Source organism: Pseudooctadecabacter jejudonensis (genome assembly GCF_900172275.1).
Classification (GTDB): domain Bacteria; phylum Pseudomonadota; class Alphaproteobacteria; order Rhodobacterales; family Rhodobacteraceae; genus Octadecabacter; species Octadecabacter jejudonensis.
Genome location: NZ_FWFT01000001.1, coordinates 538,815 through 564,430 on the forward strand (window position 1 = coordinate 538,815; position 25,616 = coordinate 564,430).

A 25,616-nucleotide genomic window follows, 5' to 3' on the forward strand; every position below is an offset into this window, starting at 1 on the left:
TTACTCGTACTCAAACGAACGGATTAGAACTGGAAGGACACACGCAGCGACGCAGTCGTAGCATCTAGATTCACAGCATCTTCAAAATCATCGAAGTCGTGCTGCAGGATCTCACCACCCACGCGGATGCTGTCGGACATCATGTAATCCATACCAACACCGTAAAAGCTGCCGGTGTCGTCGCCGTCAAGAGCGCCACCGGTGTTCAATTGGGCTGCACCGACAGTCAGATAGGGCAGGAATGCGCCTGCGTCATACCCGGCGCGCAGCTTTGCGCGGGCCACGCTGTCCACATCGATGTCGTTGTCGCTCACATCAAATGCGGAAATCTCAAGCTCACCGCCCAACACGAAGCTGCCGAAGTCGTAATCGTAGCCTGCGTGCACGCCGTAGGTGGCGCCGTCACCGTCAAAGACGGTCTCATCATCTTCGCTCGCCTCGGCGTAGCCCAACGATGCACCTGCATAAAAACCGGTCCAGTCGTTGCCCATCGGAACGGGGGCCACGACCACAGGGGCCGGCGCCATTTCGACAACAGGCTCAGAAATGTTGCCAGCGGTTGCAGCGGTTGCACCGGCTGTCAGCGCGGTTGCGGATGTCAGTGCGATAATCATGCGTTTCATGGGTCATGTCCTTTTTATTTGTCCATGTGGGGCACACCACCGGCGCGCCCCATCTGCTGACACTCAAACGACAAGAGGGACCAAGGGTTCCACGGTATTTCAAACAAATTCAAAAAACGGCGCAGACCTGCGCATCGCGCCCTTATTTGCAGGCGAAACAACGCGCAAGCCCGCAAAACACATCATCGTGAATGATCCAAGTTTCAGGGTCATTCGTCCGGAAGGACAAAAAATCAGACAGGTCGCAAACAGGCAAGATCGCCCCCCGTATACGGCCGCATACTGATCTTATGACGACCGTGGTTTTTACCCAGGCAACCGGATTGCGCGTTTTGCGCACAACAGGCGCGCGGCGTGGCCGTGCCGCGCGGGGCCGCCCCCTTTTGTGAATTCACCCAATTCTTGTGACTTTGCCAAAGGAGACCACCGATGTCCCTCGATACCCCAAACGCTTCACCCGACCCTCAAACAGGCCGCCGCGCCGCGCGCTCCGGCGGACGCGCCGCCCGTCATGCCGCCCGTGCTGCTAAACTCTCCGATGACATGCGCCCAATCCGCCCCGGCATGTCGGGGGGCACCTATAAACCAATGTCCGAGACCGATGTGGCCAAAATCCATGAGGCCGCGCTGACCGCCCTTGAGACCATCGGCCTTGCCGATGCGCCCCCGTCAGGGGTTGAAATCATGGTCGGCGCGGGCGCGCTCCTCGGCGACGATGGACGGCTGCGGTTCCCCCGCGCCCTGGTCGAGGACATGTTGGCGCTGGCATGCAAAGACGTCACGCTGAGGGGGCGCCATCCGCGCCATGACCTCGACCTCAGCGGCACCCGTGTGCACTACGGGACCGCCGGTGCTGCGGTGAATATGGTCGACGTGATGGGCAATGACTACCGCGACAGCACCTTGCAGGATCTGCACGATGCGGCACGGATCACGGACGTTCTGGACAACATCCACTTTCTGCAACGTCCCATGGTCGCCCGCGACATCACCGACAACCTCGAGATGGATTTGAACACCATCTATGCCTGTGCTGCAGGGACAACGAAACACATCGGCACCTCGTTCAGCGACCCGTCGCACATGCCCGACTGTCTTGAGATGCTCTATATGATTGCAGGCGGGGAAGACGTCTTTCGCGCGCGGCCCTTCATGTCGAATTCCAACTGTTTCGTGGTCCCCCCCATGAAGTTCGCGACTGAATCCTGCGAAACAATGGAGATGTGCATCCGTGGCGGGATGCCCGTGCTGCTGTTGTCCGCGGGCATGTCAGGGGCCACCGCGCCGTCGACCACGGCAGGGGCGATCGTTCAGTCGGTGGCCGAATGTCTGGCCGGTGTGGTCTATGTGAACGCCATGGCGCCCGGCCATCCGGCCATCTTTGGCACATGGCCCTTCGGGTTGGATCTGCGGACAGGGGCCATGACTGTGGGCAGCGGCGAACAGGCGCTTTTGACCGCCGGTTGCGCGCAAATGCACGCGTTTTATGGCCTGCCCGGCGGGGCCGCTGGCGGGGCATCGGACAGCAAAATGCCCGATATGCAGGCGGGCTGGGAACAGATGTGTTCCAATGTCATGGCGGGTCTTAGCGGTCTTAACATGGTGTATGAGGCCGCGGGGATGCATGCGTCCCTTCTGGGCTTTTGCCACGAAAGCCTGATCTTGGGTGATGACCTGATCGGCCAGGCCCTGCGCTGCGTGCGCGGGATCGAGGTTGACGACGAAACGATGGCCTTGGATCAAATGGCGCAGGTCTGTCTGGGGACAGCCGACGCCCCAGCGCCGGGTCATTATCTGGGCACGGACCGCACGCTCAGCCATATGGAACGTGATTGCGTGTATCCCGCCTTGGGCAACCGGATGAGCCCGAAGGAATGGGCCGAAAACGACCGCCCCAATCTGGTGCAAAACGCCATCGCACGCAAAGAGGCGATTTTGGCCACACGGTCCGAGGCACGGTTCGACGCTGGCTTGGACGCCCAACTGCGGGCCCGGTTCAACATCCACCTGCCCGCCTGAACGATTGCGCCCGGCAGGCGGGCGGGCGCAAAATCTTGAAAAGATTTTGAGGGCAAAGTCTTTGCAAGACTTTGCTCCTTTTAGGTATTTTTGACCCAAAGAAGCAGAGGTTGTTTTACGACGCAGGCCCGGAGACTGTGCCGCCGCCGATGGCCGCGGCGACCCCTGTTGTGCCGGGGGCCGACGTGGGCAGCCCCTTAAGGACGCGGGCGGCCAGATAGGCAAAGGCCTGTGCCTCAAGCTGGTCACCGTCAAACCCGACATCTTCGATCGCAGAGACGGTCATGGGAACCTGCTGGGCGATCATGGACATCATCGTCGGGTTCAACCGCCCGCCCCCAGCAACCAAAATATGTGAAGGGGGCGTTGGACAGAACGTTACAGCTTGGGAGATGGCAGTGGCCGCGGCAGCCGTCAGTGTGGCGCAGGCGTCTTGCAGGGTCAGATCAGCCACATCCGTCAACAGGTCAGCAAAGGCGTCGCGATCAAGTGATTTGGGCGGCACTTTGTAAAAATACGCATGGTGCATAAACCGCTCGACCATGTCTTGATCCACTGTACCGCTGGCGGCCAGCGCGCCTTGTGCATCGAAAGCCGCGCCTGTGCGGGTTGAGACCAGATCGTTGATCGGGGCATTGGCGGGACCTGTATCGAACGCCAACAAAGCGCCGTCCATTTCGGGCGCGCTGGCCGCCGGGTCAATCCACGTGAGGTTACCCACTCCGCCCAGGTTCAGCATCGCCAATGGGGCATCCGCGCCCAGATGTCTGGCCAGGTGTTGTGCAAGGGCAAAGTGATAAAATGGCGCAAGTGGTGCGCCCTGCCCGCCCATCATCACATCAGCGCTGCGAAAATCCCACACCACCGGTTTGCCCAGGGCCCGCGCCAGTTCCGCGCCATCGCCGGCCTGATGGGTGCCGCGCCCGCCAGGATCATGGGCCAGCGTTTGTCCGTGAAACCCCACGAGGTCCGCATCCGCAAACTCCGCTGCCACCTCGGCGTGCAGGTCTTCGACCATCGTTGCAACCTCGGCCACATCGTCGTCTTGCCAGCGCCCCATCGCCCCTTTGAGAAGCGCGCGTTCGGCATCGGTGTAGGGCCTGTAGGCCACCGGCCCAAACTCCAGCACACGGTGCCCATCGGTCACAATCTCAGCCGCATCAATCCCGTCCAGCGATGTGCCCGACATCAGCCCGACCACGCGCACCACATCCTGTTTCAACATACCCTTCCCCTTTTCCCGCGCGGCCCCTATAGACACATGCAAACTAGCAGGACGAGACCATGACCTACCATCCCAAATCCGATTTCATCCGCATCATGATGGAGCGTGGCTTTCTGGCCGATTGCACGGATTATCAGGGCCTGGATGAGGCGTTCTCGAAGGGCACGGTGCCCGCCTACATCGGCTATGACGCCACCGCGCAGTCGCTACACGTGGGGCATCTGATGAACATCATGGTGCTGCGCTGGCTGCAAAAGACGGGGCACAAGCCGATCACCTTGATGGGCGGCGGCACCACGAAGGTGGGCGATCCGTCGTTCCGCTCAGATGAGCGCCCGCTTCTGGGACCAGAACAGATCGACGCCAATATCGCAGGCATGCAGAAGGTCTTTGCGAAGTACCTCGACTATGGCGATAACCCCACGCCCTCAAGCAGCGAAGCGGTAGGGCATGATAATCGCGCCCTGATGCTCAACAACGCGGAATGGCTGGATCACCTCAACTACCTCGATTTTCTGCGCGACATCGGGCGGCATTTCTCGGTCAACCGGATGCTGTCGTTTGAAAGCGTGAAATCACGGCTGGATCGCGAACAATCCTTAAGCTTTCTGGAATTCAACTACATGATCCTGCAGGCCTATGATTTTCTGGAGCTGAACCGCCGCTACGGCTGTCTGCTGCAGATGGGCGGGTCCGATCAATGGGGCAACATCGTCAACGGGATCGACCTGACGCGCCGTGTGCTCGACAATGAGATTTACGGGCTGACCACGCCGCTTCTCACCACCTCAGACGGGCGCAAGATGGGCAAAAGCCAAGGCGGGGCGGTCTGGCTCAATGGCGACATGCTATCCCCTTATGAATTCTGGCAGTTCTGGCGCAATACCACGGACGCGGACACCGGCAAATTCCTGAAACTCTTTACTGAATTGCCGGTTGAGGAATGTGACCGTTTGGGCCGCCTTGAAGGGTCTGAGATCAACGAGGCCAAGATCATCCTCGCCAACGAGGTCACAACCTTGCTGCACGGGGCCGACGCGGCCGATGCGGCGGCGCAGACCGCCAAAGAGGTGTTTGAAAAGGGCGGCGTGGGCGATGACCTGCCCACCCTGACCCTGACAGCCGAGGACGTGGGCGACGGCATTTCCATCGTTCAGCTGATCGTCAAATCCGGCCTTGCCGGCAGCGGCAAAGAGGCCAAACGCCTGATCGCCGAAGGCGGCGCCAAGATGAACGATGCGGCCCTGACGGACGCGGGCACCTTGATCACCGCCGCCGATCTGGGCACACCAATCAAGCTCAGCGCGGGCAAAAAACGTCACGCGCTGGTGCAACTGGGCTAGAACAGCACCCCCAACAGGGTGCCTACGGGCACGGCGATGATCACCGCAATCAGGGCGGCGGCAAGGGGTGTCAGGCGGGGGCTGGGCAGCGGGGGCAGATGTTTCATGCCCCCATTAACCCTGTCTTAGGTAAAGGTGGGGTTAATGCCCGCCATGACCGCCTTGCCGCCCACTCCTTTGCAGCAATCCCCTGAATTTCTGGCCGCACTGCGCGCCTATGGCGCCTTTGTGGCCTCCGACGCGCCTGTGGTTCTCAAACGCTATCTGGGCCGCGCCCATGTCACCTTTGCCTCACGGGTGCGGGCGGACCAGCTGGGCAGCCGCCCCCGTATCGTCAACGCGGAAACCGACACGCCCCGCGCTTATCGCCGTTTGGGCTATCGCCAAATCCTCACCCCCGCCCATGTGGCCGAATGGGACCTGACACAGCCTGATCTGCGGCGCGCCATGTCCGGCAAATGGCGCAACCGGTTGGTCAAAGGGGAGGCCGCGGGCCTGCGCATCCGCCATCACATCTGGGACGGCCGCCCCCACTGGGTGCTGACCCAAGGCGCCGCACAGGCCCGCGCCCGCAAATACCGCACCTACCCTTCGGCACTCCTGTCGCGCTACGCCGCCCTCTCCCCCGGTGCGGCGCATCTGTTTGAGGCCTACGCCAAGGGCCACCCGGTCGCAGGCTGCCTGATCCTGACCCATGGCATCACCGCCACCTACCAGATCGCGGTCAGCACCCCCTTGGGGCACCACCTCCAGGCCCCACGCGTGCTGCTGACCCATGCCGCTGAAACACTGGCCAGGTCGGGCATCACACGGCTGGATCTGGGCCTTGTCGACACGGACACCGACAGCGGGCGCGGCCTTGCACGGTTCAAACTTGGCACCGGTGCGCAGGCGCGGCCCTTGGGCGGCACATGGCTGCGGCTGTCCTGATCCCTATTTCGCATTCTGGGCTGGCCCCGCCCCAGCCTTTCACTTACACCGCCCCTATGACCGACACGATCCTGTCCCGCTGTGAGGCCCGCGGCCTGCGCATGACCGACCAACGCCGCACGATCGCAGGCGTCCTTGAAGACGCCCAAGACCACCCCGACGTCGAAGAACTCTACGCCCGCGCCTCCGCCAAGGATCCGCGCATCTCTCTGGCGACCGTCTACCGCACGGTCAAATTGTTCGAAGAATCCGGCATCCTCGAAAAGCACGATTTCGGCGATGGCCGCGCGCGCTATGAAACCGCAGGGGGCGAACATCACGACCACCTGATTGATCTGCAAACCGGCGACGTGATCGAATTCATTGATCCAGACATCGAAGCCCTGCAGGAAAAAATTGCCGAAAAGCTGGGCTATACCCTCAAGGGGCACCGTCTGGAACTCTACGGCGTCAAGAAAGGCAAACCCGATGGCAGATGAACGCCCCCTTCTGGCCGTGTTGATTGATGCGGACAATGTGCCCGCCAAACACGCCGAAGCAATCCTCAAAGAGGTGTCGCGCATAGGTGAGCCCGCCCTGCGCCGCGTCTACGGCGATTGGTCGTCGGACATGTTGCGCGGCTGGTCCAAGATCATCCCCTCGCTGGGCCTTGTCGCCCGTCAGGAAACCGCCAACACCCGTCAAAAGAACGCCTCCGACATTGGGCTTGTGATTGACGCCATGGACATCCTGCACACGTCAAAATTCGACGGCTTTGTGCTGGTGTCCTCAGACAGTGACTTCACCGCGCTGGCCAACCGGCTGCGCGAAGACGGTCTGACCGTGATCGGCATCGGAGAGGCCAAGACCCCCGATTCCTTGCGCAATGTCTGCAACCGCTTCATCCTCATCGAAAACCTCACCGGCGATGCAACACCCGCGGCCAAGCCCAAAGCCCAGACCACCGAATTGGCCCAAGCCTACGATTTGTTTGTCGAGGCCATGAACCGCATCGACATCGAAGACGATTGGTACAATCTGGGCGGCGTCGGCTCGATGATCCTGGCCGCCCACCCCGATTTTGATCCGCGCAGCTATGGCCATGCGAAACTGTCCGGTCTGGCGCGGGCGCTCACAGGGATTGAAACCAAGAAAAGCGGCAATAACCTGTTGATCCGGCTCAAGGATTAAACCGATGGAAAACCTGCGGGGCGCGGCCCTGATGACGGCCTCAATGTTTGGCTTCGCAGTCGAAGACGCGCTGATCAAAGGCTTGTCCGGCACTGTCCCCACCGGCCAAATCGTGGCCTTTATCGGGTTGGGCGGCATCATTGCCTTCGCTGTTGGCCTTGTGGCACGGGGCCAGCCGGCGTTCGTGGCCAGCCAACGGGCCCCCAAGGTGGTGCTGCGCTCCGCGCTTGAGGCCGTGGGCTCCATGTTTTTCGTCTCGTCCCTCGCCCTGATTGACCTGACGCTCGCCTCGGCCATCATTCAGGCCACCCCGCTGGTCGTGGCCATGGGGGCGGCGCTGTTCTTGGGCCAAACCGTGGGCTGGCGGCGCTGGTTGGCCATCCTCATCGGCTTTGCAGGCGTCCTGTTGATCGTCAAACCGGGGGCCGCAAGCTTTGACCCACTGGTGATCTTGGCAATCATCGGCATGTTGGGCCTGGCCTCCCGCGATCTGGTCACACGCAGCCTGAACTCCGACATCAGCGGCCCGCATTTGTCCATCGCCGCCTTCATGGGCCTTGTCCCTGCAGGCCTGCTGTTGTGCGTGATCTGGGGGCAACCCCTCGTCTGGCCCACGCTATACGAATGGGCCATCCTGATCCTGTGCGTCTTCGTGGGCATGGTCGCCTATTTGTGCATCATTGCGGCCACCCGTGCAGGTGATGCGGCCTTCATTTCCTCGTTCCGCTACTCCCGCATGCTCTTTGCGCTGGTGCTGGGCGCGCTGTTCTTTTCCGAAGTCCCCGATGCGCTGACCCTGCTGGGCGTCACTATCGTCATCGCCGCCGGTCTTTTCACCCTGCTGCGCGAAGCCCGCCTGAACCGCACTTCCCAAGCGTCAACGGACCCGTTATAGGGGCCGTGTCACCTGCGCTGTTTGCGCTAACACCTCACCATTAGGAGACCTTCTCATGGCCACCATCATCGACATCCACGCCCGCGAAATCCTCGACAGCCGCGGCAACCCAACGGTTGAGGTTGATGTGACCCTTGAAGACGGCACACTGGGCCGCGCCGCTGTGCCCTCCGGCGCCTCCACCGGCGTGCACGAAGCCGTGGAAAAGCGCGACGGCGACAAGGCCCGCTACAAAGGCAAAGGCGTGCTTGAGGCCGTGGCCGCCGTGAACGGCGAAATCGCCGAGGCCATCGTGGGCTTTGACGCCACCGAACAGGTCGCCATCGACATGACGATGATCGAATTGGACGGCACCGACAACAAGGGCCGACTGGGGGCCAATGCCATTCTGGGTGTCTCCATGGCCGTGGCCAAAGCCGCCGCCGAGTTCACCGCCCAGCCGCTGTATCGCTACATCGGTGGCACCGCCGCGCGCACCCTGCCCGTTCCCATGATGAACATCATCAACGGCGGCGAACATGCCGACAACCCGATCGACATTCAGGAATTCATGATCATGCCGGTCAGCGCCACCTCGATCCGCGAGGCCGTGCGCATGGGCTCCGAGGTCTTCCACACCCTCAAGGGGGAGCTGTCCGCCGCTGGCCTCAGCACCGGCATCGGCGACGAAGGCGGCTTTGCCCCCAACCTCAGCTCCACCCGCGACGCGCTTGATTTCATTCTGAAATCCATCGAAAAAGCAGGATATAAGCCCGGTGAAGACATCTATCTGGCCCTCGATTGCGCGGCGACCGAATACTACAAGGACGGCAAATATGAACTGGCCGGCGAAGGCAAATCGCTGACCAGCGCCGAAAACGTCGACTACCTCGCAGCACTGTGCGACGACTACCCCATCATCTCCATCGAAGACGGCATGTCCGAAGACGATTGGGACGGCTGGAAGGCCCTGACAGACCGTCTGGGCGACAACATCCAGCTGGTGGGCGATGACCTCTTCGTCACCAACCCCGCGCGCCTGTCCATGGGCATCGAACGCGGGTCGGCCAACTCCATGCTGGTGAAGGTCAACCAGATCGGGACGTTAACAGAAACCCTGACCGCCGTCGATATGGCCCACCGCGCGCGCTTCACCAACGTGATGTCACACCGCTCTGGCGAGACCGAAGACGCCACCATCGCCGACCTCGCCGTCGCCACCAACTGCGGCCAGATCAAAACCGGCTCTCTGGCCCGCTCCGACCGGCTGGCGAAATACAACCAGCTGATCCGGATTGAGGAAATGCTGGAAGACACCGCCGTTTATGCGGGCCGGTCTATCCTGAAATAAATATCGCTGATCCAGCAAAGGCCCCTGTCTCACGCAGGGGCCTTTTTGCGGCGTCACTGATCCACCGACAAGGCTCAAAACCGTCCCGCGTCAAAGGGCGCGACCAAATGGGCCTGGGCGTTCGTGGCCTGCCCTGTGATCTGCGCGGCCAGAATCTCCCCCACCACGGCGGCCAGCGTCACACCAGAATGCATCACAGCAACGTGCAGGCCCTTTGGCCCCGCAGCCCCAATCACCGGCAAACCGTCAGCGGGCATGGGGCGGTATCCCAAACGCACCTGATCCCACCCAGACACACCGCCGCGCACCAACGGAGACAACCACTCCAAAACGCGGGTGGCAATCTCATCGGGTGTCTCAACCACCGTGTCTGCCTCATCCCCTTGATGATTGGCCACAGCGGACGCCAGCAACCGGCCGCACGGCAACTGTCGCACCTCCCCATGATCGGTGACCAAAATCCGCCCGATCCGCGCCTCCACGGGCGTGGTGCGCACCAACACACCGGGGCGCGTCAGCATCGGCAGACGCACCCCGCAGGTCGCCAAAACCGCCTCAGCGCCTGTGCCCGCCGCGACCACCACATGATCCGCTGCGATGCGACCCAAGGACGTGTCCACGCCGGTCACCGCGTCTGCGCCCAAAATACCAAGGGCCCGCACCCCACGCACCACACGCGCGCCTGACGCTTCCAACACTGCGCGCGCCACACCGGCAGAATCCGCGGCCATCTCTTGTGGAAAAACCAACGTCCGTTCAGGATCGGCCAGCACATCGGGCTCAGCGGCCCGTAGCATCTTGCCCCCCCACACCTCATGGTCATAACCCAAATCGGTCAAGTCCGCCGCCATCTGGTCCAACGCGGCCCCCTGTGCCTCCCATGACACCGCACCGCAAACCTTTATCGGCACATTCGGCACAGCGTCCCGCAACCGCCCCCACGCCGCAAGGCCCTCGGCCCGCAGCGCATGATGGGCCGGATTTGCGAAGAAACTGGCATTGATCCACCCAAATGACGCGGCAGAGGCCGACGCGCCACCCGCATCCAGAACCGTGACATCAATCCCCTTGCGCGCCAAATGCCTTGCCACGCAGGCCCCAATGATCCCCGCACCGATGATACACACACGCATAACGCCATCCCCGTTCACGCCGACACTCTACCCACGCGCGCGGCCCAAACAAGGTGCCGCTCCGTTTCTTTGGGTCAAAAATACCTCCGCCGGAGGCCCCTAAAATTATATAATTTTAGGGCCGGATCGAAGGGGCGGCAGCCCCTTCGAAACACCCCCATCAATCCAACAAAAAACGGCGCCCCCAAGGACGCCGTTCTCAAATGCAGATCGCAATGGTCTCACAGACGCGACGCGACGTTCTCCCAGTTCACCAGATTGTCGAGGAAGTTCGACAGATAATCAGGACGTTTGTTGCGGAAATCGATGTAGTAGGAATGCTCCCACACATCGCAGCCCAACAGCGCCGTCTGGCCGAAACACACAGGGTTCACACCGTTTTCGGTCTTGGTCACCTTCAGGCCACCGTCAGTGTCCTTCACCAGCCACGCCCAACCGGACCCGAACTGACCTGCGCCAGCGGCCTTGAACTCATCCTTCATCTTGTCGACAGACCCGAAGCTTTCAACGATGGCCGTCTCCAACTCTCCGGGCATCGCGCTGTCGCCCGGCCCCATCATTTCCCAGAACTGGTTGTGGTTCCACAGCTGGCTGATGTTGTTGAAGATGCCGTTTTGCGCCACGGCATTGGGATCATAAGTACCCTTGATGATCTCCTCCATGGATTTGTCGGCCCACTCGGTGCCTTCAATCGCCTTGTTGCCGTTGGTCACATAGGCGTTGTGGTGCAGGTCGTGGTGGTATTCCAGCGTCTCCGCGGACATGCCTTTGGCGGCAAGCGCATCATGGGCATAGGGAAGATCAGGAAGTTCGAAAGCCATCAGGGCACTCCTTTAGGTATTGGTAATCTCTGCCACCTAACAAAGCCCTCAGACGGGCGGCGTCAAGGCGATTGGTTCATTTAGACCGCAATTCCCATTGTTTCCCCCTTGGCAACAGTGGACTTGGGGCCTCAGGTCGCTATGCTGTCGCCACAGAAAGCGTCCGGCCAACGGGCCGATCCAATACGCGCACCGCGCGAGAACAGGCAGACCACACGTGACAGGTTTCACACCCCCGCGCCGCAGACCCCTGACATCGGGCCAGAACTGATGGCGAAACACCAATACACCATCCTGTCGATGATGAAGGACGAAGGCCATTCCCTTGTGGAATGGGTCGCCTATCACACCCACATCGGCTTTGATAACATCTGCGTCTACACCAACAACTGTGGCGACGGGACCGATGACATGCTGATCCGCCTTGAAGAACTCGGCTGGGTCAAACATTTCCGCAATGACGTGCCTGAAGGCAAAAAACCCCAGCCCAACGCGCTGATGCTGGCCACCAAAAACCCCGACGTGACGGACAGTGAATGGATCCTCACGATGGACGCGGATGAATTTCTGTCCATCAAATGCGGCCGCGGACATATCGATCATCTGGTCGAACGGATGGACCCCGCGGCTGACGCCATCGCCATCACATGGCGGTTCTTTGGCTCCAACGGGATCACCGACTGGAACCCCGGGCTGGTGACGGAAAACTACACCTCCGCCGCGCCTGACATGTTCAAGAAAGGCTGGGGCGTGAAAACCATGTTCAAGCCCTACCGCGACATGAAACTGGGCATCCACCGGCCCCACATCAAAAAGGCCAAACAGGAACCGGCAAACGCGAAACTGCTGTTTGATCAACTCTGGCTCAACGGCTCCGGCAAACCCATGCCCGATGAATTTTCGCTGTCGGGCTGGCGGTCCACCAAACCCACACTGGGCTACAAATGGGTGGAACTGAACCACTACGCCGTCAAATCGTATGAGGCGTATCTGCTGCGCCGTGTGCGCGGCAACGTGAACAACAAGGAAGACAAATACAACGCCGCCTACTTCGCCCTCTTTGACCGCAACGAAGAGGAACACATGAACGCCGTGCGTCACGCCAAGGGCGTGAAAAAGAAGATGGCAAAGATCCTCAGCGATCCCATCATGCGTGACTTGCAGGACAAAGCGTTGGAGTTTCACGCCAAACGGGTTGAGATGCTGCGCACCTCTGGCGAATACGACACATGGGTGGCTGAACTGAAAGAGGCCTCGCAGATTCCGCTGGATAAACTGGATGAGGTCCTCTTCATTCAGCACCTGCCCAAGGAATGGCAGCAAAAGGTCAAGGAACTGCAGGCCGCAGGCATCCCGGACAAGAAAATCGCCAAAATGATCGCCCAGACGCAAACCGCCAAAAAGGGCGAAACCCGTCAGGCGCTTTTGGCGGCTGCCGGTGAAAATGCGGAAGAAAAGCTTGATGCGCACCAGTTGCGGGGCCGCGAAAGCAAGGGCGACACCTTGGACAATCCGTTTATGAACACGGAGGCCGCCGCAGGGCTGGGCGTGCCCTTGATGAACGAACGCACCCAGAAAATCGCGCTCGCCGCGCAGGCCGCGGACCCCAAGGACGCCAGTGCGGCCAAACTGCTGGCCAAAGCAGAAAACGCCCGCAAGGTCTTGAAAGCACAGGCTAAAACCGCCGCTCAGACGGACCAGCCCCCGCAAGCGGTCGTCGATCTCAACGAACCCGCCCCCTCCCTCGATGCCATTGTCGAAAACGTCACGGTTGAGGCGTCGACCACCATCGAAAGCCCGGACGGCACCGTTCCGGCGGTGGACGCCGCCCCCAAAGCCACATCAACCCGGGCCAAATCAACTGGGGCCAAATCAACCCCGGCCAAATCAACCCCGGCCAAATCAACCCCGGCCAAATCAACCAAGGTCGCCCCCAAAAAGGCCGCCCCCAAGACAACAGCGCGAAAAACCAGCACCAAAAAGACCACGGCAAAGGCGACATCTCGCAAAACCAGCACCAAAAAGGCCGCCTCAAAATGACCAAAGCCCCCAACGCGGGCCGCAAGGTCCTTGTCACCACAATGAAAAACGAAGGCCCCTACCTGCTGGAATGGTTGGCCTATCACAAAAAGATCGGGATCGACGAATTCTGTATCTTTTCAAATGATTGCACCGACGGCACCAACCTGATGCTGAACCGGCTGGACCAGTTGGGCGTCGTCAAACACTACGACAACCCGCAAGGCCCGAATATGGACCCGCAGCGCTCTGCCTATAGCCGCGCCAACCGTCTCAAATGGGTCAAATCCGCCGATTGGGTGCTGATTGTGGACGCGGACGAATTTCTCAACATCCATGTGGGCGACGGCACGCTGGATGATCTGATCCACGCCTGCGGCGATCCTGATGCGATTTCCATCAACTGGCGGCTCATGGGCTCTGTCGGGCAATCCAAGATGTCGATTGACCCGATGAACGGCGAACTGGTCACCGACCGGTTCACCCGTGGGTCCAGCTTCGAAGACCCGGAAAATGGCCTTGTCTGGGGCTTCAAAACCCTCTTTCGGCCCGGCAAGTTTGATTTCTTCGGCGTGCACCGTCCCAAATGGCGCAAGGAAACCGACGTCGAACCCGGCAAAGTCACCTGGACGAACGCCGCCGGCAAACCCATGGGGGACGCCTACCTGCGCAAAGGCTGGCGCGGCAGCAAAGAAAACGTCACCAACGAATTTGCGCAAGTGAACCACTACGCCATCAAATCGCGTGAGGATTTCTTGCTCAAACGTCTGCGCGGCACGGCCAATTCCAAGAACAAGGGCCGCATCGACATGGACTATTGGGACAAATACGACATCAACACACATGAGGATTCGACCATCCGCAATGACGGTGTGCGCGACCAGATGAACACGTGGCTTGAGGACGCGGATCTGGCCGCCCTCGCCCGCGCCTGTGCCGATTGTTCGCAGCGCGTGCTGGACTACCAGCTGACCGTGCCCGAATTCCGCACCTTCATCGACACCGGCATATTTGAGCCTATGAAGAAGCCCGAAGACGTCCCATGAGCCAACCGCGTTTCCTCTGCATCGGCACCCACCACAAAACCGGCACCGTCTGGATGCGGCGCACGTTTCACCGCTTTGCGACATCGCGCGATATTCCCGTGGTGCGCGTGAATGGCAAATCGACGCCTGCCGATCTGCCCGAACGCGGGCCCGCGCTGGTGGTGAACTGGTCCTCCGACATCCCCACCGCGATCCTTGATCTGCCCGAAACCCGCGCCCTGCACATGATCCGCGACCCCCGCGATGTGCTGATTTCCGGCGCGCGCTATCATCTGACGGCCAAAACCGGCAATGAAAAATGGCTGGCCCGCCCGCGTGATCAATGGGGCGGCATGAACTATCAGGAAAAGATCAATTCCCTGACCCGCCCGCTGGATCAGATGCGGTTTGAAATGCACCACAAACACAAGGCCACCTTGCGCGAAATGCTGCGCTGGCCCGCGGGTCACCCCCATGTGGCCGACGTCAAATACGAAGACATGATTGAAGATGCGGACATGGCGCGCATGCGCCAGATCATCACCGATTTCGACGTCGAGGGCTTCGACGTGGACGGCGTGCTGCAGTCCTATTGGGAACAATCGCTGTTCGGTGGCCAAAAAGACGGCCGCAAAGGCAACGTCAAAGACCACGTCAAATCCGGCAAAGCCGCCCAATGGATGCGCAAACTGCCCCTGGAAATCGCGGTGGAATATCACGCGGCCTACGGCGATGCCCTGATCAAACTGGGCTATGCCACAGACGGCACATGGATCGACCAATGCCGCCCCGCCGCACAGGTTTATGCGGACGATGCCGCCAACGTGTGATTTTCGCGGTAACGTTTGATCTTACTCAGCAGGGATTGCATCTCGGGCTGCTTCTTGAACGCCGCAATGCGCCGCTGCGCCACATCCACCGCCGCTGTGTGTAGGCTTTTCAGCTCCGCATCCTTCAGCAACTCATCGCGGGCCGTGTCAATGTCATCGGTCATGCGCTGGATGTTGGTGTCGTGCAGGTCGTTGTTGTCGTAGCGCCGCCAATAGGCCATCGCGTCCTTTGCGTCCGCATGGTTCGCATTCCCGCGATCGACCTTCAGCATATAGGTCTCAACCGCGCGCAGGGCGTAATGGTTCAACTGCACCAGATCGAACCCGAAATGCGGATGCAGTAAGCTTTTGATGTCTTTGGTGAAATCCTGCTCCGTCTGTCGGATGCCTGAACCGTTGACGCAATGCACTTTGTCCAGCTTGTCGCCATGAAACACCGGCGAATGGTTGTGCCACGCCTTCGCTTCCGCCGATTGGTGGGTCAGCGTTTTCGTCCCCCGCCGGTTCAACCGCGCGTGATAGGCCTTTTCCTTGTCCCAGGCGTATTGAAACTGCCGCGTCAGCAACGCGTCCTCAAAGGGCACAATGTCTGAACAGCCAAAATTGTGCTGGTTCATCACGATCATGTTTGCGTCGGGCACGGCGTTGAACAGATCCTCCAGATGGCCCTTACCGGTGTTCACACAAATGAATTCATCGACGTCAAAACTCACCACCCAGTCAGACCGCGGCAGCCGTTCGGAGGTGTTGATGTAGCGGATGACCTGCAGATGGTGTTTGTCGCGCGCCAGATACATGGACGGGTTGGGGTAGTGCCGCAGCACGCCCATTTCATCCAGACGTTCCAACATCAGGTTGGTGCCATCCGTGCAATCGTTGGAAAAAACCAACATATCGTTGACGCCGATCATGCGGTGATAGGCCACCCATTCCAACAGAAACGGCGCCTCGTTTTTCATCGGCGTGACGGATGTGATGCGCATGGTGCGGACTGCCCTTGTTTGTTTGTCGCACCATACCAAAGCGATGCCGCCGCGTCATGACAAAGCGTAGCCGGACACAAAGGTGTCGCGCCAGAGAGACACAGAGGGCGACACCACGCGGCGTCAGCCCAAGGCCCCCGTTGGGGCCGCCGCCGCCGCGTTGCGCAACAGCCCTTCGGCATAATCCCCGACAGAGCGGAAACAGATCACGTCAAACCCTGCCTCATGCCGCCAGATCGCCGCCGCCACCTGCGCCATCCGCGTGCGCCGAAACGCGCCAACGGCAAAACTGTCTGCATGCAAATCCACAGGGCAAACCCGCGCCAAAACCTCATGGGCCTGCGCGCCTTCAACCGTAAAAACAGCCCGCGCATCCGACACGTCAACCGCCAAATAATGCTTACCCAACAGGGTCTTATCCAGCGCAGCTAATGTCGCCTCGACCTCCCCATAAGGCACCATCACCAACAGCTCATCCGGTGACATCCAGATTACACCCTTGGTGTCATCCCCCGCGATGTGGCCCGCCTTGGGCACCGTATATCCGGTCGCGGCCTTGACGGCCTTCTTCAACGGGGACGACGTCAGATCGCCCCGCAGCGTGATCATCCCGCGCGCGCTATGGCGGATCACTTTGGCCAGATCAGACATTCTGTTTCTCCCCGTCCACATCATAAAACACCGGCGACACGATCTTGGCATGCACAACCGTGCCATCCACCCGCGGAAACTGGATCACCTCGCCCATGCGGTCCGGCCCATGCCGCACCAACCCCATGGCAATCCCGCGCCCCAAATTGGCGCTGTAATAGGTTGAGGTCACACGCCCTTGCACATTGCGTTGCCCATTCGCATTCTCGCCCTCATCCGTCGCATAGGCCCCGTCCGGCAGGACAGATCCGTCCACCGTCTCAAGCCCCACCAAGGTCCAACGATCCGGGTCTTGCATCGCCGTGCGCTGCTGGCCGCGCTTACCCAGATAATCATCCTTCTTCTTGGACAGCGCCCAATTCAGCCCCAGATCCTGCGGGATCACGGTGCCATCCGTCTCATCCCCGATCATGATGAAGCCCTTCTCGGCCCGCAAGATGTGCAAGGCTTCGGTGCCGTAAGGCATAACGCCAAGCTCCGCCCCCGCCTCCATCAAGGCATCCCAAAACGCCGCCCCGTCTGAGGCTTTGACCGCAATCTCATATGACAATTCGCCCGAGAATGAGATCCGGTAAGCCCGGCAGTCAAACCCGCCAATCACCCCGTCGCGCCACTGCATAAACGGCAGCGCCTCTTTCGACACATCCATCCCGCCGAGCTTTTCCAGAACCTTGCGCGCCTTGGGCCCAACCACAGCCACCTGCGCATATTGTTCGGTGACATTGGCGACGTAGACCTTCCAATCCCACCACTCGGTCTGCAACCATTCTTCCATGTGCCCATGGATATGGTCCGCCCCGCCGGTGGTGGTGTGACACAGCCACGTGTCCTCATCGATGCGGGCGACCACGCCGTCATCCATCAAGAACCCCTGTTCGTTGCACATCAATCCGTACCGGCATTTGCCCACCGGCAAGGTCGACATCAGATTGGTGTACATCATGTCCAGAAAGCGCCCCGCATCGGGGCCCTTGACGATCAACTTGCCAAGTGTCGAAGCATCGAGCAGGCCCAAATTCTCACGCGTGTTTTTCACCTCACGGTTCACGGCGTCCTCAACACTCTCACCGGTCTGCTGATAGGCATAGACACGGCGCCACTGGCCCACAGGCTCCCAATCGGCCCCATGGGCGTCGGACCAGTCATGGATCGGCGTTTTGCGCAGCGGCTGGAACAATGCCCCCGACGCCTCACCGCCGATAGATCCAAGCGAAATCGGCGTATAGGGCGGGCGGAACGTCGTTGTGCCCGTCGCGGGAATGGGCTGGCCCAAAGCGTCCGACAAAATCGCCAAACCATTGATGTTGCTCAACTTCCCCTGATCTGTTGCCATCCCGAGGGTGGTATAACGTTTGGTGTGCTCGACGCTCTCATACCCCTCTTGCGCGGCCAGCTGCACATCAGACACTTTGACGTCGTTCTGATAATCCAGCCACATCTTGGACCGGAGTTTATAAGACGCACCCTGCGGCATCATCCACACGGCCTCCATCGGGGCCTCATCGGGCGCATCTGCGGCAGGCGCGGTGCCGGGCGCGTTGAACTGCCCTGCCGCCTTCGCCGCATCGGCGCCCGCACGGTGGGCGGTCACGACGCAGTCGTGGGTGCTCAGTGCGCCCGTGGCGGCCCCTGCGGGCAGAACAAAGCCAGCACCATCCGCGCCCAGTGGCGGGCGGTCCGGATCGGGACGGAAATGGCTCTGGCCCGCGTCCCACAACAATTTGCCCCCGCAATGGGACCACAGATGCACCACGGGTGACCAGCCGCCGGACATGGCCACCGAATCACAGGCGATCTCTTCCAGCGGCGCGCCCTCACCCGCTTGGGCGCAAATCTCAACACCGGTCACGCGCTTGCCGCCCTTTACGGACGCTATGGCTTTGCCAAACATCACCTTGATACCCAGGCCTTCGGCCTCACGGGCCAACGGCCCAGCACCGCTGCGCGCGTCAATCACCGCAGGCACCTCCAGCCCTGCCTTTTTCAGCGCAATCGCCGTGCGGTAGGCGTCGTCGTTGTTCGTCACAACCACCGTCCGGTCGCCCACAGATGCGCCGTAATTTACCACGTAATCGCGCACGGCAGAGGCCAGCATGACCCCGGGCACATCGTTGCCCGCAAAACTCAAGGGGCGTTCAATCGCGCCCGTTGCGGTCACAATCTGCGCCGCCCGCACCCGCCACAGCCGATGCCGTGGCCCGGATTTGTCGCCCAAATGATCGGTCAGACGTTCATACGCCAGCACATAGCCATGATCATAAACGCCAGCCCCCATGCACCGGGACACGACCGTGACATTGGGCATCTTTTCAAGGACTTGCAGGGCATTCTGCACCCAAGCGTCCGCATCCAGCCCGTCAATCTGCACTCCATCCACCGGCGCACGCCCGCCCCAATGGGCGGTCTGTTCCACCAGCAACACCCGCGCGCCCGCGCGTCCTGCGGCCAGGGCAGCGGTCAAACCCGCCACACCGCCCCCCACGACCATCACGTCGCAGTGGAAATAGAAATGTTCATACACATCCGCATCACGGTCCTTGGGCGCGCGGCCCAGACCGGCGGCCTTGCGGATAAACGGCTCATACACATGTTTCCACAACGGGCGCGGATGAATGAACATCTTGTAGTAAAAGCCCGCAGGCATGAACTTCGACAGCTTCGCGTTCACCGCGCCCACGTCAAATTCAAGACTGGGGAAGTGGTTCTGCGACGTGGCCTCCAGCCCCTCAAACACCTCTTGCGTGGTGACCCTTTGGTTGGGCTCAAACCGGCCATCCGCACCAAGGTTCACCAGCCCATTGGGCTCCTCCGCGCCAGACGCCACGATCCCTCTGGGGCGGTGATATTTGAACGACCGCCCCACCAGCATCTGGTCATTGGCCAACAAGGCCGAGGCCAGCGTATCGCCCGCAAACCCGCGCATCTGGCTGCCGTTGAACGTAAATTTCACCTGTTGGGACCGGTCAATCAGCCGCCCCTCATTGGCCAGACGTGTGCTCATGCGAAATCCCTCCAGCGCCAGCCCGGTCGTTTGGCGCTGATCTTGTCTTTGATGTCTTTGGGCGGCTCTGTCGTTTGGGCAGGATATGTCCCAAAGACCTCGAGCGTGGTGGTGCAACGGGCCGCGTGAAACCACTTGCCGCAGCCATAGGCATGCCGCCAGCGTTCAAAATGCACGCCCTTGGGGTTTTCGCGCACGAACAAATACCCCTCAAACTCGTCCTCGGACGAGCCTGGGCCAAACCGCTTCAGATGCGCCTCACCTCCGGGGCTCAGCTCCGTTTCTTCGGCATGGACCCCACAATAGGGGCATTCAAGGATCAGCATGGTCGAGCCTCCAGTCCGGAGGCGCGCGCCCCCTTAAAAGTTGGGGTAAACCACCGTGCGATCCGAATCGAGGCGTTCGCCCCCATAGGGCACGCCGGTGATCGCAACGGTAAGGAACGTCGTGACGACAAACAGCCCCACCGTGCCAGCGAAAAGCCCCGCAAACTTGCCCCGATGGCGCGTGGCCCAGTCAGACAGGTCGGTTGGGGAAGGCAGGCGGGAAAGGATGGCGTCCATGGGTCTCTCGTCAGGTTGCAGATGCGGGTTGCACTGCCACCTATGTGCGAATGACCTGTGGTCAAGGGGGCAAGGGCCGCGCCCTGCCCGCCTTGTGCGCTTCGTAAGGGCTCGTGGGCGTTATTGCGCCGGTGCCGCAGGGGCCCCGTCCGCCACTGGGGCCGCAGGGGCCGTGACCTCTGCGGGCGTCTGGTCAACAGGCACCGCAGCCCCGCCGAAGACGGCATACAACACGACCAGAATGATCGCGAGGCCCGCAAGAATAAACCCCACGCCGCCCGCACCCGATCCCCCGTCAATGGGGATGCGATGGGACCGGTCCGGTGCCGGCTTTGAGAAATCGTAGTCAGCCATTTCAAGTCCTCCTTTTTATGGCGTTTGGGAAACACCAGGATGGAAGACGCCGACAAAATGTCCCGAGAGCGCGAAGCGCGGCAGGGTATTTTGGCGACATTCAATTCCCAGAACGCCTTAGGTGGGACTAGAATGAAGCTTGGGCGCTGAAAGCCCATATAAGCGGAAATCGCCGGACGGTTTGGGCGACAGGTGGCCGTTTGGGTTGTCGCGCATCGGCAATCGGTTGCGCAAAGGCGCGAAGGCGCGCGGCCCGACCTCGGGTGGGCCCATGAAGCATAAGGTGCCCTGTGATCTTGATCCACCAGTGATGGCACGCGCGGCACAAGCTGCGCAATCGGCCCTCCCGTGGGGGAGGTCGGGCCGGGCGCGTTCGCGCCGGGGTGTACGGAGCCGAGGCGCGTCAACACTTGAGGACACCCAAAATAACTAAATCCCCAAACCCCCATACCAGCGTACCAACTAGGATAAGTATTCCTTGAGCCTCGAGCGCAGACTCCGCCTTTTTTATATTGTCTCTATGTTTTTGGCCTCGCTCTCTAAGTATCGGGGTCACGGCTACTCGTGCGTCTCTAATTGCAGCCTCAATCTCGTCATATTCCGCACCTCGATTTTTCATCCATGTGGCGATTTCTTCAGCGTCTTTGACAGGCCGTTTGGCGACCTCCCTATCTTGCTCGTATCGATATTGCAGGCTCCGCCACCAACTGGTGTGCTGCCGTTGATCATGGAAATATAGGAAAGCCGTCACCGCGACCAAAACAGCACCGCTGCGCGCGAACATATTGCTCTCTGGCCAAAGCATGCTGACAATCAATCCAACCGCCAATATTGCGGTCATCAATAAATAATATTGGTGGCCAGCCCAGCGAAGCGTTGCTTCTTTCATCCTCTGAATGACGCGATCCATTTTCATCAATGCGCGACCCCCGCCGCCACACTCTCATCAATGAACTTCCCTTCCCTGAACCGGAACATCGAAAACTCATCCGTCAGGGGCGACTGGCCCTTCGCCATCAGCTCTGCCATGGCGAAGCCCGACCCCGGGATCGCCTTGAACCCGCCGGTGCCCCAGCCGCAATTCACGAACACGCCTTCGACCGGCGTCTTTGACAGGATCGGAGACCGGTCGCCCGTCACATCCACGATCCCGCCCCACTGACGCAGCATCTTCAGCCGCGACAGGATCGGGAACGTCTCATTCAGCGCCCGCACCGTCTCCTCAATATGATGGAACGACCCGCGCTGGGTGTAGTTGTTGAACCCGTCGGTGCCGCCGCCGATCACCATCTCGCCCTTGTCGGATTGCGACAGATAGCCATGCACCGTGTTGGCCATCACCACGATATCCATGCACGGCTTGATCGGCTCCGACACCAGCGCCTGCAACGCCACGCTCTCGATCGGCAACCGGAAGCCCGCCATATCCGCCAGATGGGACGCATGCCCCGCCACGACCATGCCCAGCTTGTCGCAGTCGATGGGCCCCTTGGTGGTGTCAACGCCTACAACGCGGCCAGCTTCCGTGCGCACGCCTGTGACTTCGCACTGCTGAATGATGTCCATCCCCATGTCCGAACACGCCCGCGCATAGCCCCAGGCCACCGCATCATGGCGCGCCGTGCCGCCGCGGGCCTGCCACAACCCGCCCAACACCGGATAGCGCGGCCCTTCGATGTTCATGATCGGGCACAGCTCCTTGACGCGCTGCGGGCCAATCCACTCCGTCTTCACCCCTTGCAAGGCATTGGCATGGGCCGTGCGCTGATAGCCGCGCACCTCATGATGGGTCTGCGCCAGCATGATCACGCCACGGGGGCTGAACATGACGTTGTAGTTCAGATCCTGGCTCATCGTCTCATACAGGCTGCGCGACTTTTCATAAATCGCCGCCGACGGATCCTGCAGGTAGTTGCTGCGAATAATGGTGGTGTTGCGGCCCGTATTGCCGCCGCCCAGCCAGCCCTTTTCGATCACCGCCACATTGGTGATCCCGTAGTGCTTGCCCAAATGCCAGGCCGTGGCCAACCCGTGCCCGCCAGCCCCCACAATGATCACATCGTATTTCTTTTTTGGCGCAGGGGACCGCCAGTGACGCTCCCACCCCATATGATGGCGGACGGCTTCGCGTGCGATGGCAAAGGCAGAAAAACGGCGCATGTCAGGTCCCCAGACAGGTGAAGTCTCTTACAGGCCGTTTTGCCCTGATCGGGCGCCAAATGTGACCCCTCAGGGCGGCACTTGGATGCACTTTTCCGACAAGCCGCCGCCCGCGCGCAAAATTCCGCGCGATTGCGCCTTTTGCCGCCCCGCATTTAACCCTACATCTGGGGCATGACAGGTTTCATTCTTATCGCCGCCCTTCTGGCGGGCCTTTCCGCACTGGCGATTGCTGCCCCGCTGTGGCGCACCCGTGGGCGCGTGGACAACACCGACACTGACATTGACATCTACCGCGATCAGCTGGCCGAAGTGGACCGTGACCTGGACCGCGGCACCCTCGACCCTACGGAGGCCGAGCGCACGCGCACCGAAATCTCCCGCCGTCTGCTGGCCGCCGATGCGGCCAGTCGGACTGCGGCCATCGACGCCCCCAAAGCGGTGAACCGCGGGGCGGCCGTGGTCATGGGCGTGGCCCTGCTGGCCGCCGCCGGTTGGCTTTACGCGACACTGGGCGCGCCGGGCTACGGCGATGTCCCGCGTGAGTTGCGCCTTGCAGTGGGCGAAGAGAGGCGCGCGAACCGCCCCGGCCAGCTTGAGGCCGAGGCCGCAACCCAGATCCCCGACGTGCTGGATCAGTTCGATGAGGCGACGCAGGACCTGATCCGAACCCGCCGCGCCGCAACCTTTGAACGACCCGAGGATCTGACCGCCTGGACCGTGCTGGCCCAAACCGAGGCCGCCATCGGCCAATACCACCGCGCCACCCGGGCCCAGGAACGCATCATTGCCCTCAAAGGGTCCACAGTCGAAACCGAAGATTACGAACGCCTCCTCGATATCATGATCGCAGGCACACAAGGTTATGTCTCGCCCGAGGCCGAGGCCGTGGCCCTGCGGGTCTTGCAAGACGCCCCCGACAGCCAGACAGCCCTCTACTACGCAGGGCTGATGTATGCCCAAAACGACCGCCCCGACCGCGCCTTCGATCTGTGGCGCCGCGTGATTGAAAACGGGCCCGTGGGCACCCTGCACTATGAATTTGCCACCGGACAGATTGGCGAAGTCGCAGCCCAGCTTGGCGTGGATTACGCCCTGCCCGAAACCCGCGGGCCGTCGGCGCAGGATCTGGACGCGGCGCAAGACATGTCCCCCGAAGACCGGCGCGCCATGATCGAAGGCATGGTGGGCGGGCTGGCCGACAGGCTCGCCACCGAAGGCGGGCCACCGCAGGATTGGGCCCGTCTGATCACATCACTGATGATCATCGAACAGACCGAGGCCGCCGCCCGCGTGCTGGCCGAAGCCGAATTGATCTTCGGCGGCGACGTGCAGGCGGTGACCCTGATCCGCCGCGCAGCCGCAGAGGCAGGATTGACCGAATGATCTTTGATGACGTGGCAGACTTCGCCGCCACCCTGCCCCGCAATGCACCGCTCGCCGGTCTTGATCTGGGCACCAAAACCATCGGCGTGGCCGTCAGCGATGCGGGCCATCTGATTGCCACGCCCCTTGAGACGATCAGACGCAAGAAATTCGGGCTCGATGCCGCCGCCCTGCTTGAGATCACGTCGAAACGTGAAATCGCAGGGCTGGTCCTTGGCCTGCCCCGCAACATGGACGGCACGGAAGGCCCGCGTGCGCAGGCCACCCGCGCCTTTGCGCGCAATCTGACCCGCCTGACCGACCTGCCCATTACCTATTGGGACGAACGTCTGTCCACCGTGGCCGCCGAACGCGCCCTGCTTGAGGCGGATACGTCCCGAAAACGTCGCGCAGAGGTCATCGACCACGTGGCCGCTGGCGTTATCCTCCAAGGACTGCTTGACCGTTTGCGCAACCTGAAGGCCAGCTGAATGACCACTCCTGAACACTCCGACGCGATCTGGAAACGGGCCGAAATCGAAAGCCCCTGTATCAAGATTTGCGTGATCCACCCCGAAACGCGTCTGTGCACGGGGTGTCTGCGGTCCATTGATGAAATCGGCGGTTGGTCGCAAATGACACCGGACGCACGCCGCAGCGTGATGGACGATCTGCCAAACCGTGCGCCCTTGCTCAAGAAACGACGTGGCGGGCGGGCCGCGCGGCTGAATGGCGGGACCAACTAAAACCGATCCTGCCCTGTCTTCGGCGGTGGATTGAGTTTTTCTGGTCAGATGAAGCCAGAAGGCCCGCGCACTGCAGACGTGCGATCTGTGCCGCTAAGATCTTACAACATTCGCCGTGCGTGTGGGCGACAACTGCCCAGGCGCATTAACCTTAATGGGCCTGCATCCAAGATCGAACGAACGCAGGGGCGATTAACCTTAACGCGTCATGCGAGGTCAGGTGGGGCGTCCTGCCCGCCAAACTGTCGCCCCTCATACATGACCAAGCTTACCCCGGTGCCGCAGAGAGTTCCCCGTCCTGTTTTGGTGCATCTTCAAAACAAGCGGGGCGCAGCACATGCGGCCCGGGGCTTCACCTGACACATGGAGTCGCGCTCCCGCTATCCATGCACCGCCACGATGACGCGTTAAGGTTGACATCAGGTAAAGA

General features: G+C 61.0%; 25 protein-coding genes. 13 read left to right on the forward strand and 12 right to left on the reverse strand.

Features of this window, described 5'->3' with window-relative positions; all coding sequences use genetic code 11:
* Positions 1-23: 23 nt before the first annotated feature.
* The gene (locus PSJ8397_RS02565; RefSeq protein WP_085862983.1) at positions 24-623 is read right to left on the reverse strand and encodes an outer membrane protein; all 600 of its coding nucleotides are present in this window, start codon (positions 621-623) and stop codon (positions 24-26) included.
* 429 nt (positions 624-1,052) lie between these two features.
* Here PSJ8397_RS02565 and PSJ8397_RS02570 point away from each other — a divergent pair, with 429 nt between their 5' ends.
* Positions 1,053-2,642: a trimethylamine methyltransferase family protein gene (locus tag PSJ8397_RS02570; RefSeq protein ID WP_085862984.1), complete on the forward strand. Its 1,590-nt coding sequence runs from the start codon at positions 1,053-1,055 to the stop codon at positions 2,640-2,642.
* 115 nt (positions 2,643-2,757) lie between these two features.
* On the opposite strand, the gene PSJ8397_RS02575 is transcribed toward PSJ8397_RS02570, so the two are convergent.
* On the reverse strand, positions 2,758-3,867 hold the full coding sequence (locus PSJ8397_RS02575; protein WP_085862985.1) for an anhydro-N-acetylmuramic acid kinase: 1,110 nt from the start codon (positions 3,865-3,867) through the stop codon (positions 2,758-2,760).
* Positions 3,868-3,926: 59 nt separating this feature from the next.
* On the opposite strand from PSJ8397_RS02575, the gene tyrS reads away from it, so the two are divergent.
* From tyrS to eno, 6 genes are all read left to right on the forward strand, one after another.
* Positions 3,927-5,210, forward strand: a complete 1,284-nt coding sequence (gene tyrS / locus PSJ8397_RS02580) for a tyrosine--tRNA ligase (protein WP_085862986.1) — start codon at positions 3,927-3,929, stop codon at positions 5,208-5,210.
* Between the two features lie 144 nt (positions 5,211-5,354).
* Positions 5,355-6,140, forward strand: a complete 786-nt coding sequence (locus PSJ8397_RS02585) for a GNAT family N-acetyltransferase (protein WP_235000544.1) — start codon at positions 5,355-5,357, stop codon at positions 6,138-6,140.
* Positions 6,141-6,196: 56 nt separating this feature from the next.
* Positions 6,197-6,619: a Fur family transcriptional regulator gene (locus tag PSJ8397_RS02590; protein WP_085863461.1), complete on the forward strand. Its 423-nt coding sequence runs from the start codon at positions 6,197-6,199 to the stop codon at positions 6,617-6,619.
* Positions 6,609-7,310 carry an NYN domain-containing protein gene (locus PSJ8397_RS02595; RefSeq protein ID WP_085862987.1) on the forward strand — a complete coding sequence of 234 codons (702 nt, stop codon included), beginning with the start codon at positions 6,609-6,611 and terminating at the stop codon, positions 7,308-7,310. Before PSJ8397_RS02590 ends, PSJ8397_RS02595 begins: the two co-directional genes overlap by 11 nt.
* A 4-nt stretch (positions 7,311-7,314) precedes the next feature.
* Entirely contained in the window at positions 7,315-8,205 is an 891-nt protein-coding gene (locus PSJ8397_RS02600; RefSeq protein ID WP_085862988.1) for a DMT family transporter, read from the forward strand.
* Positions 8,206-8,260: 55 nt separating this feature from the next.
* Complete coding sequence (gene eno, locus PSJ8397_RS02605; RefSeq protein WP_085862989.1) at positions 8,261-9,535, forward strand: phosphopyruvate hydratase; 1,275 nt, start codon at positions 8,261-8,263, stop codon at positions 9,533-9,535.
* 74 nt (positions 9,536-9,609) lie between these two features.
* Here eno and PSJ8397_RS02610 read toward each other — a convergent pair whose 3' ends face one another.
* Both PSJ8397_RS02610 and PSJ8397_RS02615 read right to left on the reverse strand, forming a co-directional pair.
* The gene (locus tag PSJ8397_RS02610) at positions 9,610-10,668 is read right to left on the reverse strand and encodes an NAD(P)/FAD-dependent oxidoreductase (protein WP_085862990.1); all 1,059 of its coding nucleotides are present in this window, start codon (positions 10,666-10,668) and stop codon (positions 9,610-9,612) included.
* A gap of 221 nt (positions 10,669-10,889) precedes the next feature.
* Positions 10,890-11,489 (reverse strand): superoxide dismutase, encoded by a 600-nt coding sequence (locus PSJ8397_RS02615; RefSeq protein WP_085862991.1) that lies wholly within the window; start codon positions 11,487-11,489, stop codon positions 10,890-10,892.
* A 141-nt stretch (positions 11,490-11,630) separates the two neighbouring features.
* On the opposite strand from PSJ8397_RS02615, the gene PSJ8397_RS02620 reads away from it, so the two are divergent.
* From PSJ8397_RS02620 to PSJ8397_RS02630, 3 genes are read left to right on the forward strand one after another with little or no spacing between them, the layout of a single operon-like run.
* The gene (locus PSJ8397_RS02620; protein ID WP_235000545.1) at positions 11,631-13,529 is read left to right on the forward strand and encodes a glycosyltransferase family 2 protein; all 1,899 of its coding nucleotides are present in this window, start codon (positions 11,631-11,633) and stop codon (positions 13,527-13,529) included.
* The gene (locus PSJ8397_RS02625) at positions 13,526-14,554 is read left to right on the forward strand and encodes a glycosyltransferase family 2 protein (protein WP_085862992.1); all 1,029 of its coding nucleotides are present in this window, start codon (positions 13,526-13,528) and stop codon (positions 14,552-14,554) included. The genes PSJ8397_RS02620 and PSJ8397_RS02625 overlap by 4 nt, the downstream gene beginning before the upstream one ends.
* A complete protein-coding gene (locus tag PSJ8397_RS02630) occupies positions 14,551-15,363 on the forward strand; it encodes a sulfotransferase domain-containing protein (protein ID WP_085862993.1) in 813 nt (270 codons plus the stop codon). The genes PSJ8397_RS02625 and PSJ8397_RS02630 overlap by 4 nt, the downstream gene beginning before the upstream one ends.
* On the opposite strand, the gene PSJ8397_RS02635 is transcribed toward PSJ8397_RS02630, so the two are convergent.
* The 8 genes from PSJ8397_RS02635 to PSJ8397_RS02670 form a co-directional block, all read right to left on the reverse strand.
* Positions 15,336-16,346 carry a glycosyltransferase family 2 protein gene (locus PSJ8397_RS02635; protein ID WP_085862994.1) on the reverse strand — a complete coding sequence of 337 codons (1,011 nt, stop codon included), beginning with the start codon at positions 16,344-16,346 and terminating at the stop codon, positions 15,336-15,338. The two genes, PSJ8397_RS02630 and PSJ8397_RS02635, sit on opposite strands and share 28 nt — an antisense overlap.
* 123 nt (positions 16,347-16,469) lie before the next feature.
* Positions 16,470-16,997, reverse strand: coding sequence for a sarcosine oxidase subunit gamma (locus PSJ8397_RS02640; protein ID WP_085862995.1), 528 nt, complete (start codon positions 16,995-16,997; stop codon positions 16,470-16,472).
* Positions 16,990-19,998, reverse strand: coding sequence for a sarcosine oxidase subunit alpha family protein (locus PSJ8397_RS02645; protein WP_085862996.1), 3,009 nt, complete (start codon positions 19,996-19,998; stop codon positions 16,990-16,992). The genes PSJ8397_RS02640 and PSJ8397_RS02645 overlap by 8 nt, the downstream gene beginning before the upstream one ends.
* Positions 19,995-20,324 (reverse strand): sarcosine oxidase subunit delta, encoded by a 330-nt coding sequence (locus tag PSJ8397_RS02650; RefSeq protein WP_085862997.1) that lies wholly within the window; start codon positions 20,322-20,324, stop codon positions 19,995-19,997. The genes PSJ8397_RS02645 and PSJ8397_RS02650 overlap by 4 nt, the downstream gene beginning before the upstream one ends.
* Before the next feature lie 33 nt (positions 20,325-20,357).
* Entirely contained in the window at positions 20,358-20,561 is a 204-nt protein-coding gene (locus PSJ8397_RS02655) for a hypothetical protein (protein WP_085862998.1), read from the reverse strand.
* A 120-nt stretch (positions 20,562-20,681) separates the two neighbouring features.
* Positions 20,682-20,915, reverse strand: coding sequence for a hypothetical protein (locus PSJ8397_RS02660; RefSeq protein ID WP_085862999.1), 234 nt, complete (start codon positions 20,913-20,915; stop codon positions 20,682-20,684).
* Between the two features lie 403 nt (positions 20,916-21,318).
* Entirely contained in the window at positions 21,319-21,831 is a 513-nt protein-coding gene (locus PSJ8397_RS02665; RefSeq protein WP_085863000.1) for a hypothetical protein, read from the reverse strand.
* Complete coding sequence (locus PSJ8397_RS02670) at positions 21,831-23,075, reverse strand: sarcosine oxidase subunit beta family protein (RefSeq protein WP_085863001.1); 1,245 nt, start codon at positions 23,073-23,075, stop codon at positions 21,831-21,833. Before PSJ8397_RS02670 ends, PSJ8397_RS02665 begins: the two co-directional genes overlap by 1 nt.
* Positions 23,076-23,249: 174 nt before the next feature.
* Here PSJ8397_RS02670 and ccmI point away from each other — a divergent pair, with 174 nt between their 5' ends.
* The 3 genes from ccmI to PSJ8397_RS02685 are packed head-to-tail and all read left to right on the forward strand — an operon-like array spanning position 23,250 to position 25,186.
* Positions 23,250-24,461: a c-type cytochrome biogenesis protein CcmI gene (gene ccmI / locus PSJ8397_RS02675; protein WP_085863002.1), complete on the forward strand. Its 1,212-nt coding sequence runs from the start codon at positions 23,250-23,252 to the stop codon at positions 24,459-24,461.
* Positions 24,458-24,931: a Holliday junction resolvase RuvX gene (ruvX, locus tag PSJ8397_RS02680; RefSeq protein WP_085863003.1), complete on the forward strand. Its 474-nt coding sequence runs from the start codon at positions 24,458-24,460 to the stop codon at positions 24,929-24,931. The genes ccmI and ruvX overlap by 4 nt, the downstream gene beginning before the upstream one ends.
* Entirely contained in the window at positions 24,932-25,186 is a 255-nt protein-coding gene (locus tag PSJ8397_RS02685) for a DUF1289 domain-containing protein (protein WP_085863004.1), read from the forward strand.
* The last annotated feature ends 430 nt before the right edge of the window (positions 25,187-25,616 follow it).